The sequence below is a fragment of the Lutibacter sp. genome, from assembly GCF_013139515.1.
Classification (GTDB): Bacteria; Bacteroidota; Bacteroidia; order Flavobacteriales; family Flavobacteriaceae; genus Lutibacter.
Genome location: NZ_WTAR01000070.1, coordinates 1 through 12,652, shown reverse-complemented (window position 1 = coordinate 12,652; position 12,652 = coordinate 1). Strand labels below are relative to the sequence as shown.

Here is a 12,652-nt window from a genome sequence, read left to right as displayed (position 1 = left end):
ATGAAAAAAACATTTATTAGCATATTAACTTTTACTGTTGCAATAGGGTTTGCACAGGAAAAAAAGCAAGATTCTATAAACACATATAAAAAACGTGTATTAGAAACTATTGAAGTAGATTTTTTAACTAGTTATTATTCACAAGATGGTGATAATGCTGCAACAAGTGGAGGAATTGGAAGCGAAGAATTAACTGATGTTACTGCAACATTTATTGTTGCTATACCGCTAAATGATGATGATGTTTTAACTATTGATACAGGAATTTCAGCATATACATCAGCATCTTCAAGTAATATTGACCCTTTTGATGATGGTTTTGCTGATCCATTTCAAGCTTCTTCTGGTGCATCAAATGGAGATGTTTGGTCAAATTTAACAGCTTCTTACAGTCATAGTTCAGATGACAGAAACAATATTTGGTCAGCCAAACTTTCTGTTTCTTCAGAACATGATTATTTTTCACTAGGTTTTGGTAGTAGTTATACCAAACTTTTTAATGAAAAAAATACTGAAATTAATATCAATGCTTCTGCTTATTTAGATACTTGGAAACCATTATACCCTTCTGAACTAACTACATCAAACCCAAGTAAATATGGTGCAATTACAGGAAATTCTAATTACAATCCTGTTTTTTCAGAATTTGATAGTAAAAATAGAAACTCTTATACTGTTGGAGTTGGAGTTTCTCAAATACTTTCTAAAAGCGTACAAGGTTCTTTAATGCTAGATTATGTAAATCAGCAAGGGCTTTTATCAACACCTTTTCATAGAATTAATTTTAGTGATATAGTAGATTCATTTATAGATAACTTCCAACTTGCAGACGCTATTGAACAAATGCCTAATACTAGATCAAAAATTGCGATTGGTGGACGCTTAAATTTTTATATTAATGAAACTTTTGTAGTAAGAACATACTATCGTTATTATTCAGATGATTGGGGAATTAACTCACATACTGCAAGTATTGAAGTGCCAATTAAAATTACTGATAAATTTACTTTGTACCCTTCATACAGATATTATAAACAAACTGAAGCTGATTATTTTGCGCCTCATGAAAAACATGTTTCTACAGAAAAATTCTTTACTTCTGATTATGATTTATCTAAATATACAGCAAACCAATATGGTTTTGGAATAACTTATACTGATATATTTACTAAAACTAGAATTTGGAAATTTGGATTGGAAAGTATTGATTTAAAATACAATAATTATGAACGAAATTCAGAGCTTAAATCAGGCATAATTACAGCAGGTTTTAAATTTATTATGGATTAATATTTTGATTTTTACAAAAAAAACTATAATTTGAGTAATTAATTCAAATTATAGTTTTTAATTTTGCAATTAAATTATAGCAGATTTTCATATGGTTCAAAACATTCCTGAAATATTTAGAGAAAGCAAACCGGAGCAATCAAGTTTATTTGTTCATGATTTTAGAATGACTGATGATGTTGTAAAAAGTAAAGTAAAATTAAACTTACACATGTTTAGTTTTTTACAAATTGGAGAAAAACAAGTTCATTTTGCAAATAATTCAGTAGCAGTTAATGAGAAGCAATCTATTATAATAAAAAGTGGAAATATTTTAATGACCGAGCTTCTAAACAAAGACTTTGTTTATTTTTGTAAATTGTTTTTTTTCTCGCAAAAAAATGTAGAAGATTTTTTGCACAAACATCATAAATCTTTTTCATTAGAAATAAATAAAAAACCTGATGAAGCTCCATATTTTGTAATTGAAAACGATGAATATACAGCTTCGTTTGTAAATTCTTTAACATCAATACAAGTTTTAGACTCCAAATTTTCAGAGAACCTTTTAAGTGTTAAATTTGAAGAATTAATGCTTTATTTAGCAGATAAATATGGTGTGAATTTTATTCAATATTTATATTCTTTAACCTCGTCAAATAGTGATTATTCTTTTAGAAAAATTATAGAAACTAATCTTTATACTAATTTAAAATTAGAAGAAATCGCTTTTTTATGCAATATGAGTTTATCCACATTTAAACGTCATTTTTCAAATGAATATGGCGTAAATCCAGGTAAATGGTTTCTAAAACAAAGACTGCATAAAGCAAAAGAAAAACTACAAGTAGAAAACGTAAAACCTTCAGAAATTTACGAAGATTTTGGTTATAATAACCTTTCAAATTTTAGCAGTGCTTTTAAAAAAGAATTTGGTTTTAGTCCAAAAAAAGTTAAATAACCAATTAATTGAACTTTTTTCATAAGCTTTTGAACTTTAACAATAACCTATAAGGTTAAAGTTCTACTATATTTACATATTATATATATATATTATTGGTTAGTTATATTATAATACTATAAAAATACCCCAACCCCTTTACAACGTGTAACTTCGCTATTAAATTTAATAGTTTAGTTACACGTTACTTTTTAAAGAACTTTCACTATTTAAAAAAACTAAATATCTATCTTTTATTTAGGGGTTCGTAAAATTTAACTGATTATTATACCTCAAATTTCAGAAGTATTTTATTTTAATTTACGTTACACAAATAATTGACCTTTTTTCATAAATTTCTGAACTTTGACCGTAATAAATCGTTTAAAAATCAAACTATATTTGCAGTATTATAATTTAAATAATTAAAACTAAAAAATGAAAAAAACAACCTTATTACTGGTATTTATGATTTGTTCTTTTATAGGATTTAGCCAAAATGGTATTTCTTTAGAGCAAGCTGAAAAAATGATTGCAGTTGCAAAAGAAAAAGCAATTTCTTTAGACACAAAAATGAACATATCTATAGTTGATGCAGGTGCAAACTTAGTTGCTTTTGTACGTATGGATGGTGCTTGGTTAGGTTCAGCTGATATTTCGCTAAAGAAAGCTAAAACAGCTCGTTACTTTAATATGAATACTGGAATTATTGGAAGCCTTTCACAACCTGGAGGTTCTTTATATAATATTGAGCATTCAAATGGCGGTTTAATTACTTTTCCGGGTGGAGTTCCTATTAAAAATGAAGCAGGTGAAGTTATTGGTGCTATTGGTGTAAGTGGAAGTTCAGTTGAAAACGATCACGCAGTTGCAGAAGCTGGAGCATCAACAACTAACTAAAATATATCCCAACCCCTTTTTTCGGCGTGTAACTAAACTATTAAATTTAATAGTTTAGTTACACGTTACTTTTTTCATACACCTTATCTGTTCTATTAACTTTAAGTACATTTACCTAAATATTAGTAGTCTATTTTAATGAAACACTTTGATAAGCAAGCCAAAGAATGGAATAATGACCCTAAAAAAACGGAAAGAGCAAAAATATTTGCTAAAGAGATTATAAACTTTACCAATCCTAAATCAACCGACACTGCCTTAGAATTTGGTTGTGGAACTGGTTTATTGAGCTTTCAATTAAAAGACGCATTTAAAACAATTTTACTTGCCGACAACTCAAAAGGAATGATTGATGTTTTACAAGAAAAAATTGAAAAACAGCATTTATTAAATTTCAAACCTCTTCTAGTTGACCTTCTTGAAGAAGATTTAAATATTGGCACATTTAACGTAATTTATATGTTAATGACGCTTCATCATATAATAAACCTCGAAAAAGTTGCCAAAATATTTAATTCCCTATTAAAAACAAATGGCTATGTATGCATTGCCGACTTGGTTGAAGAAGATGGCTCATTTCATAACAAACATCCAAATTTTGATGGGCATAATGGGTTTGACAAAGAAAAATTAAGCCTACTTTTAATAAATAATGGTTTTACTATTGAACACTATAAAATTTGTTTTGAAATTGAAAAAAATCTTGAATCTGAAACAAAAAAGTATCCATTATTCTTAATGATTTGTAAAAAACAGTAAATTTTAAACATTAAATATTTTTACATTTCAAAGTGTATTATATTTGCACAACTGCAAATCATATGAATTACACATTACTATCTTCTCCTTTACAAGGATTTACCGATTTTAGGTTTAGAAATGCCTTTAACAACTACTTTGGAGGAATTGACACCTTTTATTCACCCTATATTAGATTGAACGGGAAACGTGTAATAAAACCTGCTTACCAACGAGATATTCTTCCTGAAAACAATATTGGATTAGAAGTTATTCCTCAAATAATAACCAATGATGCTGATGAATTTTTGTTTGTAGCCAACTATGTTCAGCAACTTGGTTATAAAGAATTAAACTGGAATTTAGGTTGCCCGTATCCAATGGTTACAAAATGTGGTATGGGTTCTGGTTTAATCAGTCAGCCTGAAAAAATTAATAGTATTCTTAAAAAAGTACATGCAGAATCTGATATTGTAGTATCTATGAAAATGCGTTTAGGCTATGAAAATAGTGATGAAATACTTAAAACATTACCAATACTAGACACCTACCCTATTAAAAATATTGCAATACACGCTCGTATTGGTAAACAATTGTACAAAGGAGGCGTAGATTTAAACGCTTTTCAAAAATGTATTGATAACACAAACCATACATTGTATTATAATGGTGATATTACATCTGTTGCAAAATTTAATGAAATGCAGCAGCGGTTTCCAAGTATTAATCACTGGATGATTGGCAGAGGACTTATTTCAGATCCTTTTTTACCAAGTATGATAAAAAATAATACTTCCAATTATCCTGCAAACAAAATTGAATTATTTAAAGCGTTTCATGACACACTTTATGAAGGTTACAGCGAATCATTATCAGGAGCTTCACATTTATTATTAAAAATGTATCATTTGTGGGAATATTTTTCTACACTTTTTTCAAACCCACGTAAAGCTCTAAAAAAAATAAAAAAAGCGAAGAATATTAGAGCCTATGAAACTGCTGTTAATGAAATTTTAAATGCTGAAGAAAATTTCTAAGAACCCAAAATCGCAATTATTATATCCTACTTTGGTAGGTATATAAATCAAAATATCTTCCCTTCTTGGCTATTAATTCATCGTGTTTTCCACGTTCAACAATATTACCGTTTTCAATTACTAATATTTGATCTGCTTTTATAATAGTACTTAACCTATGCGCAATTACAAACGTAGTTCTGTCCTTCATTAATTTCTGTAAACTTTTTTGAATATACGATTCGCTTTCAGTATCTAAATTTGAAGTTGCCTCATCTAAAATTATAACTTTTGGATTTGCCAACAAAGCTCTAGCAATAGTTATTCGCTGACGCTGACCACCAGATAATTTAACACCACGTTCACCAATTACGGTATCTAAACCTTCATCAAATCTATCTGTAAATTCATTTACATAAGCTCCTTTAACCGCGCTTAATAATTCTTCTTCTGTTGCATTTGGGCGAGGAAATAAAATATTTTCGCGAATAGTTCCTTCGTATAAAAAATCATCTTGTAATACTACACCTAGTTTACTTCTAAAACTACTTAAATTAACTTGAGATAAATCAATTCCATCAATAGTAACTGTACCCTCTGAAGGATTTAAAAAAGTGGCCGCCAAACCTGCAATTGTAGATTTTCCAGAACCTGATGAACCAACCAAAGCAGTTACACTTCCTGAAGGTGCTTCAAATGAAATATTGTGTAATACTTCTTTATTTTCTTCATAACTAAAAGATACATTTTTAAAAAGCATATCTCCTTTAATATCATCCAATTTTATAGTTCTAACTTCAGGGTTGTCTTCTTCAGTCATATTCATTAATTCTTCAGTTCTATCTAACCCAGCCATAGCTTCAGTTAATTGACTTCCAATATTACTCATTTGAACTATAGGCGCAATTAGAAAACCTAAAAACAAAGTGAAAGAAATAAATTCACCATAAGTCATACTATTTTGCATAATAAAATAACCTCCAATTCCCATAATTCCTGCGGAAGCCAATCCCAATAAAAAAGTTGAAGAACTAGTAATTAAAGCTGTAGCTGTTAAACTTTTTTTCACATTTAAAAACAAACGTTCAACACCATTTTCAAATGATTTATTCTCCTGGTTTTCAGCATTAAACCCTTTAATTACTCTAACACCGTTTAATGTTTCAGTCAATCTACCAGTAACTTCAGCATTAATTTTTCCACGAGCTCTAAAAATTGGGCGAATGTATCCGAAAGCTTTCAATGCAATGAATGCAAAAATTGAAACGGGTACTAACACAAAAAATGTCATTAAAGCATTTATTTTAATTAAAATAATTAATGAAATAATTGCAGTAAAAGTTCCACCAACCAATTGTACCAAGCCTGTTCCAACTAAATTTCGGACACCTTCAACATCAGTCATTACACGAGAAACTAAGGCTCCAGATTTATTATTATCGAAAAAACTAATTGGTAATGTCAATAGTTTTTTTTGAACTTTTGCTCTTAATAATGAAATTAGATGTTGCGCTTCAACACTTAATAAACGTGTTAATGAAAATGAACTTATAGCTTGTATTAATATTGCTATACAAACAATTATTAACAAGGTTGTTAAAGCTTGTATATCTTGCGACGGAATAACGTCATCAATCAAATTTTTACTTGCATAAGGCAACACCAAACCTGCTAAACTTCTAAAAATTATTAAAACAATTCCTAAAAAAACGATGTTTTTTCGTGGCCAAATAAATTCTTTAAATGCCCAATAAAATGATACTTTATTTTTACTCATAGTTCAATATAGTCTAAAATTAAGCCAAAATAGTACAAATGACAATTAGGCAGTAGAAATCAATTTGATTATAAGTTATTATACACTCGGTAAGTTCAACTTGAATACTCATTAAAAAAAAGAGTATATTTACTTTTTTGAGTCTTTAAAAACATTATAATTTGAAAGCCAACACATTAAATACAATTTATAAAGATATTTTTGAAACTTTTGAAGAAGTTGAGATAAAAGAGCATATAAAAAAACTAATAGAATTAGATTTTTATTATCCGTATAATGCTACGTTTTTTTGTATAACAAATACTGTTTTGCAAGGTTTTGAATATGTGAGTAAAAATTTTACCTCTTGTACAGGTTTAGAAAACAATGATATGTTAGAGGGTGGCATGAAATATTTTTGGTCAAGATTTCATCCTGAAGATATTGAACTTTGGGTAAAAACCTTACAGTCTCTTATGGATTTTACCATGAAAAATTTAGATCCAAAAAAACGTAGTAAAATGAGTTATACTTGGAATTACCGCATTAAAAACTCAAAAGGAAAATATGTAAATATCATTCAAAACACTACTCCTTTACAATTTGATGATTCTAATAAACCAATTATAGGTTTAGCACACTATACTGTTTTAGATGCAGGTATAAAAATGGATATTTGCGCTTCAGCAAAATATTTAAATAAAAAAAAAGAATATGAAACCTTGTACTTTTCTAACTTCTCAAATAAAAATTTATTGGATGCAGTTAGTAATAGAGAACGTGATATAATAAGACTTTTACTTCAAAAAAATACAAGTAAAGAAATGGCTGAAAAATTGAGCATTAGTAAACATACTGTTGATACACACAGACGTAATATTTTAAAAAAATTCAACCTTTCTTCAACAGGTGGATTAAGAAGTTACTTTAACAATAATATTAATTTACTATAAACCTTACTCTTTAAAACTTTAAAATCAATTAGTTACATAAAAAATACTCAATATGAGTATTGCATACTTAGCTTGACAGTTTTAAGTTTACATAACTGAAAAAGTTAAAAAATGCTAAAATATAAGTCGTTACTCGTTTTATGGGGAATGTTACTATGGACAGGATTTACTTTACATGCTCAAATAGGAATTGCCGTTGCAAAAGATGACAACGGCTCTTCTTTAAAGTGGCAAATAGCTTGGAATAACGGATATAAAACAGAAGCTACTGCGAAACAAAAATTGAAAGATAAAGGCTTTAAAAAAGTTTACACTTTAACTGGTGGCGAATCTCGAGGCCACAAACTTACAAGTGGTTATTGGGTGGTTGTTGAAGCTCATAGAACAAATTATAAAGGAATTGCAATTACTTCATTTGGTTTAGGAGCTAGTAAAAATTCTTTTGCTGAAGCAGAAAAACGTGCTGTTAGTAATTTAAGTCAGTATGATTGGTCTTGGAAAAAAAGTGATGACTTTTCTGTTTCTAAAAAAGGAACTTTTTAAACTATTATTATTTTTTAAAATTTAATTAACTCTTCTTAAAACTCCTAAAATGAAATTTAAATTTTTAATACTCTTCAGTCTTATTACAATTATAACTTATTCCCAAAATGACCCTCAAAAAACATACTACGATAACGGTCAACTGAAAGAAATTGGTAATTATAAAAATGGAAAAGAAGATGGCCTTTGGAAATATTATCACGAAAATGGGCAAGTTGGAGCAATTGTAACTTATGTAAATGGTGTTCCCTCGGGAGTAGTAAAAGGGTATTATGAAAATGGGCAACTTGAAGCAGAAGGAAATATGATTAATGGCGAAAAAAATGGTGCTTATAAAGAATATAATAAAGATGGAATTTTAGTAAAATCTGGAGACTACAAAGCAGATGAAGAAATAGGTGTTTGGATAAAAAACGACTTTCACAGAAATGGAAATCTAAAAGAAAAAGCTTCTTTTATTGGTAAAAAAAAACAAGGAGCTTATAAAACATACTATGAAAATGGAACATTAAAATTTTCTGCAAATTATATTAATGATGAAACAGATGGTCATGTTAAAGAATACTATGAAAATGGCAATCTTAAATGGTCTATGACTATTATAGATGGAATAAGAAATGGTGTGTATCTTCAAAAATATGAAAATAGTAATACTTACCGCAAAACAAGTTATAAGGAAGGTAAAAGACATGGTAAGTGTTTTTTATATTATGAAAATGGAAATTTAGATGAGGAAGGTTACTATTTGGAAGGAGAAAAAAATGGTTATTGGAAAGAATATAGCGATAATGGAAAAACAATAATTGAAGGAACTTATATTAATGGAATAAAAAACGGCTATTGGAAAATGTATGATAAATACAGTAGTGGAAATTTAGATGAAGAAGGTTTATATTTAAATGGAGAAAGAGATGGAGAATGGAAAGAGTATATTACAAACATACATTCAAAAAAACATTATTTATATAAAATTGGAAACTATATAGTAGGTGAAAAAGAAGGGAAATGGTTGTATTATAATTCAGATGCTACACAAGAATATTATAAAATTTACCAAAACGGTAAAGAAATTAAGAAAGTGAAAGATGGAATTATTTATTTAGTAAATGAGGAAAATTACATTAATAGCGAAAAACATTATAAAAACAATGTACTTATTAAAACAATTAAATATGTATTTAAAAATGATCTAATAGATGATAAAGAAACTTGGATTGATGGTGTTTTAATAGGTAAAGAAAGTGATAAACACGTAAAAAAAGAAGAATATTATAAAATTTATTTTAAAAATAAATGTAGTAACACTATTAGTGTTTTAATACGGATTTTAAATTCTGAAGGTAACTGGGAGAATAAAGGCTGGTGGAGTATTAAAGTTGGAGAAGAAGTGTATGTTCATAACACTAAAAATGCTATTCTTTATTATTTTGCATATGATAAAACTGGAGAATGGAGTGGTACAAATTATAGAACTTATAAGGGGAAAAATTATGGCTTTAAAAAATGGGATTTACAAAACAAAGAATACAGCAAACAGACAAAAACATTTACCTGTAATTAGCTATTAAAATTTTATTTAAAAATACTTTTATTATGAAAAAAATAATTATAACCTTAATAATAACACTTCTAACTAATTATAACTTTGCCCAATGTGTTTCAGGAGACTGTGAAAACGGCTTTGGGAGATTTGAATATAAAAGTAGATCTAAATATGTTGGAAATTGGAAAGATGGAAAAAGACATGGCAAAGGAACCTATTATTATTACAAAAGTGGCAATAAATATATTGGAAATTGGAAAAGAGGAGAAAAACATAGTAAAGGAATTTATTATTATGCTGATGGAACTACAAAAGAAGGGGTTTGGGAAAACGGGAAATACATCGGAAAATCTACTTCTACAAACAATAAAAATGTAACATATACAAACAGAAAAACTACACCTCAAACAAATACAAATAGAGGTATTAAATTAACCAGAGAAAAAAAAGAATATTATTCTAATGGGAATTTAAAACATAAAGGAACTCAAAAATGGATGAAATTGAACGGAGAATACAAATATTACCAAACAGGAACTTGGATATATTATCATAGCAATGGTAAACGTTTCCAAATTGGTGAATTTTTAAATGGGAAAAGGATAGGAACATGGAGAGTTTACAATAAGTCTGGAGAAATAAAAAGCCGTGAATATTTATCTAATGGACAAACAACAAAAGTAAAGTATTATGATAGTTATGGAATACTAGAAACTACTGAACAATTCTCCAATGGAAAAAAAACTAGTTCTCAAACATATTATCGCAATGGAAATAAAGAATGGGGAGGTAAAGTCTATAGAGGAAAACAAACTGGTACTTGGAAAATGTATGACTATAATGGCACTTTAAATTATACTACTTATTATGAAAATGGTAGAGCTGTTTCATCTAAAAGATATAAATAAAAAAATATGAGGGCTTATTAATCCGTTACAAGTCTTATTTAATGGATTTAAATTTATTGGAGCTTTAAAAATTATACTAGTACATAAATTGCAGCGTAAATCAAATAAATATTACATTAAAAAACATCTCACCACCAGCCATGAATTATGAATACGTAATTTGTTTAGCTGAGTTTATTATAAAAATGCAACATTGGTTTTTATAATTTAAAGCAGAAATTATGATAATCTAAATATTCAAAACAAAAATTAATCCGTAACTTTAAGTCAATTTCTACATTTAAAAAATTACAAAAATGGCTTTTATAGACTATTATAAAATATTAGGCATTAAAAAAAGTGCAACAGAAGGTGACATTAAAAAAGCATATCGAAAATTAGCTAGAAAATACCATCCAGACTTAAATCCAAATAACAAAGAAGCTGAAAAAAAATTCAAAGAAATTAATGAAGCCAATGAAGTTTTAAGCCATAAAGAAAATCGTAAAAAATACGATAAATATGGAAAGGACTGGGAACATGCTGAGCATTTTGAAAAAGCAGAAAAACAACAGCAATACCAACAAAGTTCACAACAAGAATCTAGAGATGGTTTTAATGAAAGTGATTACTCTGACTTTTTTGAATCTATGTTTGGCGGTCGTTCATCAAGAAACAGTAGAAATTCTATTAAATTTAGAGGTCAAGATTACCATGCCGAATTACAACTTAACTTAAAAGATGTTTATAAAACTCATAAACGTACATTAACTGTAAATGGAAAAAATATAAGACTTACCATACCAGCCGGAGTGAAAAATGGTCAAATTATAAAAATTAAAAATTATGGCGGTGAAGGAATAAATGGAGGGCCAAAAGGTGACTTGCATATTAAATTCGCAATTACTAATAACACAAAATTTAAACTTGAAAATGGTAATTTATATACAACTGTAGAATTAAATTTATACAAAGCACTATTAGGTAGTGATATTACTGTAGCTACTTTTGATGCAAAAGTGAGGCTAAAAATAAAACCTGAAACTCAAAATGGAACAAAAGTGAAGCTAAAAGGAAAAGGCTTTCCTATTTATAAAAAAGAAGGCTCTTTTGGCGATTTATATATTACTTATCAAATAATTACACCTACAAAACTTACAGAAAAAGAAAAGGAACTATTCACCGAACTTTCTAAATTAAGAATGTCATGAGCACAAAAAACTTAATACTTCTAAACAATTTATGTACACACTATAATGTTGAAATTTCATTTTTTAATAGTTTAAATGAATTTGGGTTGGTAGAAATCATTTCAGTTGAGGAGGTTCAATACATACATCTTAATAAAATTACGAATCTTGAAAAAATGATTAGAATACATCAAGAATTAAACGTTAATATAGAAGGAATTGATGTTGTATTAAATTTACTTGAAAAAATTGAAGAATTACAAAATGAGTTAATTATTACTAAAAATAAATTATAGGAATTAAAACCGTTTAGTTTCTTCACTTTTATTAATAAGCACCAATACTTATTAAAACCAACGTACAAGCCCGTTCAAAAGCAATGCTATTTTTAGTTAATAGTTGCTCAAAGTATGGGTTTTCTGTTCCGGGATTAAATAATACACGTTTAGGTTTTAAACCTATAATATACTTATAAAACTCAGGTTGATTTTTAGCACTTAAGTACAACGTAATTGTATGGATATCTTCAAAATCAATTAAGTTAGTTTCAATTAAAACACCTTCAATAGTTCCTTTTCTTCTTCCTATTGCTTTTACCTCAATACCTATTGACTTCAATCTCTTTATTGCAATATTTGAATATCGTTTAGGGTTTTCAGATGCTCCCAACACTAGTGTTTTCTTAATCATTTGTTAAAATTAGTTAAAGTATGTTAAACAAAGTAACTTATTTTTTTTTGAATAGTCTACTTGTCATAGTAAAGCTTACAGTACTTTTTAAAATATGAAATTAAATCACAACAATGTTAAATATTTCATAAAATAGTACTTTGTTTTGCATAGTACTATAAAAACAATATACATTTGCAGTATCAAACTTAAAAACAACTTATTATGAAATCAATAAAAACAGAAAA

Annotated in this window: 13 protein-coding genes; 11 read left to right on the top strand and 2 right to left on the bottom strand. The window is 27.9% G+C overall.

The window, feature by feature from the left end; translation table 11 throughout:
- The 5 genes from GQ540_RS06820 to GQ540_RS06800 all read left to right on the top strand — a co-directional run bounded on the left by GQ540_RS06820 (position 1) and on the right by GQ540_RS06800 (position 4,884).
- Complete coding sequence (locus GQ540_RS06820; RefSeq protein WP_291799290.1) at positions 1-1,290, top strand: DUF3570 domain-containing protein; 1,290 nt, start codon at positions 1-3, stop codon at positions 1,288-1,290.
- 91 nt (positions 1,291-1,381) lie between these two features.
- Complete coding sequence (locus GQ540_RS06815) at positions 1,382-2,230, top strand: AraC family transcriptional regulator (RefSeq protein WP_291799288.1); 849 nt, start codon at positions 1,382-1,384, stop codon at positions 2,228-2,230.
- Between the two features lie 447 nt (positions 2,231-2,677).
- On the top strand, positions 2,678-3,109 hold the full coding sequence (locus GQ540_RS06810; RefSeq protein ID WP_291799371.1) for a heme-binding protein: 432 nt from the start codon (positions 2,678-2,680) through the stop codon (positions 3,107-3,109).
- Between the two features lie 138 nt (positions 3,110-3,247).
- Positions 3,248-3,868 (top strand): class I SAM-dependent methyltransferase, encoded by a 621-nt coding sequence (locus tag GQ540_RS06805; protein ID WP_291799285.1) that lies wholly within the window; start codon positions 3,248-3,250, stop codon positions 3,866-3,868.
- Positions 3,869-3,930: 62 nt separating this feature from the next.
- Entirely contained in the window at positions 3,931-4,884 is a 954-nt protein-coding gene (locus tag GQ540_RS06800; protein ID WP_291799283.1) for a tRNA-dihydrouridine synthase, read from the top strand.
- Positions 4,885-4,903: 19 nt separating this feature from the next.
- Here GQ540_RS06800 and GQ540_RS06795 read toward each other — a convergent pair whose 3' ends face one another.
- Entirely contained in the window at positions 4,904-6,640 is a 1,737-nt protein-coding gene (locus GQ540_RS06795) for an ABC transporter ATP-binding protein (protein ID WP_291799281.1), read from the bottom strand.
- A gap of 161 nt (positions 6,641-6,801) precedes the next feature.
- On the opposite strand from GQ540_RS06795, the gene GQ540_RS06790 reads away from it, so the two are divergent.
- From GQ540_RS06790 to GQ540_RS06765, 6 genes are all read left to right on the top strand, one after another.
- Positions 6,802-7,572: a LuxR C-terminal-related transcriptional regulator gene (locus GQ540_RS06790; protein WP_291799278.1), complete on the top strand. Its 771-nt coding sequence runs from the start codon at positions 6,802-6,804 to the stop codon at positions 7,570-7,572.
- Between the two features lie 111 nt (positions 7,573-7,683).
- The gene (locus GQ540_RS06785; protein WP_291799275.1) at positions 7,684-8,115 is read left to right on the top strand and encodes a hypothetical protein; all 432 of its coding nucleotides are present in this window, start codon (positions 7,684-7,686) and stop codon (positions 8,113-8,115) included.
- A gap of 49 nt (positions 8,116-8,164) precedes the next feature.
- The gene (locus tag GQ540_RS06780; RefSeq protein ID WP_291799272.1) at positions 8,165-9,676 is read left to right on the top strand and encodes a toxin-antitoxin system YwqK family antitoxin; all 1,512 of its coding nucleotides are present in this window, start codon (positions 8,165-8,167) and stop codon (positions 9,674-9,676) included.
- 32 nt (positions 9,677-9,708) lie between these two features.
- Positions 9,709-10,566: a hypothetical protein gene (locus GQ540_RS06775; RefSeq protein WP_291799269.1), complete on the top strand. Its 858-nt coding sequence runs from the start codon at positions 9,709-9,711 to the stop codon at positions 10,564-10,566.
- 296 nt (positions 10,567-10,862) lie between these two features.
- Positions 10,863-11,756, top strand: coding sequence for a J domain-containing protein (locus tag GQ540_RS06770; protein ID WP_291799266.1), 894 nt, complete (start codon positions 10,863-10,865; stop codon positions 11,754-11,756).
- Positions 11,753-12,031, top strand: coding sequence for a chaperone modulator CbpM (locus GQ540_RS06765; RefSeq protein WP_291799262.1), 279 nt, complete (start codon positions 11,753-11,755; stop codon positions 12,029-12,031). The genes GQ540_RS06770 and GQ540_RS06765 overlap by 4 nt, the downstream gene beginning before the upstream one ends.
- Before the next feature lie 31 nt (positions 12,032-12,062).
- On the opposite strand, the gene GQ540_RS06760 is transcribed toward GQ540_RS06765, so the two are convergent.
- Entirely contained in the window at positions 12,063-12,425 is a 363-nt protein-coding gene (locus GQ540_RS06760) for a CoA-binding protein (protein WP_291799259.1), read from the bottom strand.
- Positions 12,426-12,652: the final 227 nt, after the last annotated feature.

What these genes read in the sequence shown, in the direction of transcription:
- GQ540_RS06775 (WP_291799269.1), top strand. Translation starts at nt 9,709, where the DNA reads ATGAAAAAAATAATTATAACCTTAATAATAACACTTCTAACTAATTAT.
- GQ540_RS06820 (WP_291799290.1), top strand. Translation starts at nt 1, where the DNA reads ATGAAAAAAACATTTATTAGCATATTAACTTTTACTGTTGCAATAGGG.
- GQ540_RS06800 (WP_291799283.1), top strand. Translation starts at nt 3,931, where the DNA reads ATGAATTACACATTACTATCTTCTCCTTTACAAGGATTTACCGATTTT.
- GQ540_RS06805 (WP_291799285.1), top strand. Translation starts at nt 3,248, where the DNA reads ATGAAACACTTTGATAAGCAAGCCAAAGAATGGAATAATGACCCTAAA.
- GQ540_RS06770 (WP_291799266.1), top strand. Translation starts at nt 10,863, where the DNA reads ATGGCTTTTATAGACTATTATAAAATATTAGGCATTAAAAAAAGTGCA.
- GQ540_RS06810 (WP_291799371.1), top strand. Translation starts at nt 2,678, where the DNA reads ATGATTTGTTCTTTTATAGGATTTAGCCAAAATGGTATTTCTTTAGAG.
- GQ540_RS06795 (WP_291799281.1), bottom strand. Translation starts at nt 6,640, where the DNA reads ATGAGTAAAAATAAAGTATCATTTTATTGGGCATTTAAAGAATTTATT.
- GQ540_RS06780 (WP_291799272.1), top strand. Translation starts at nt 8,165, where the DNA reads ATGAAATTTAAATTTTTAATACTCTTCAGTCTTATTACAATTATAACT.
- GQ540_RS06760 (WP_291799259.1), bottom strand. Translation starts at nt 12,425, where the DNA reads ATGATTAAGAAAACACTAGTGTTGGGAGCATCTGAAAACCCTAAACGA.
- GQ540_RS06765 (WP_291799262.1), top strand. Translation starts at nt 11,753, where the DNA reads ATGAGCACAAAAAACTTAATACTTCTAAACAATTTATGTACACACTAT.
- GQ540_RS06815 (WP_291799288.1), top strand. Translation starts at nt 1,382, where the DNA reads ATGGTTCAAAACATTCCTGAAATATTTAGAGAAAGCAAACCGGAGCAA.
- GQ540_RS06785 (WP_291799275.1), top strand. Translation starts at nt 7,684, where the DNA reads ATGCTAAAATATAAGTCGTTACTCGTTTTATGGGGAATGTTACTATGG.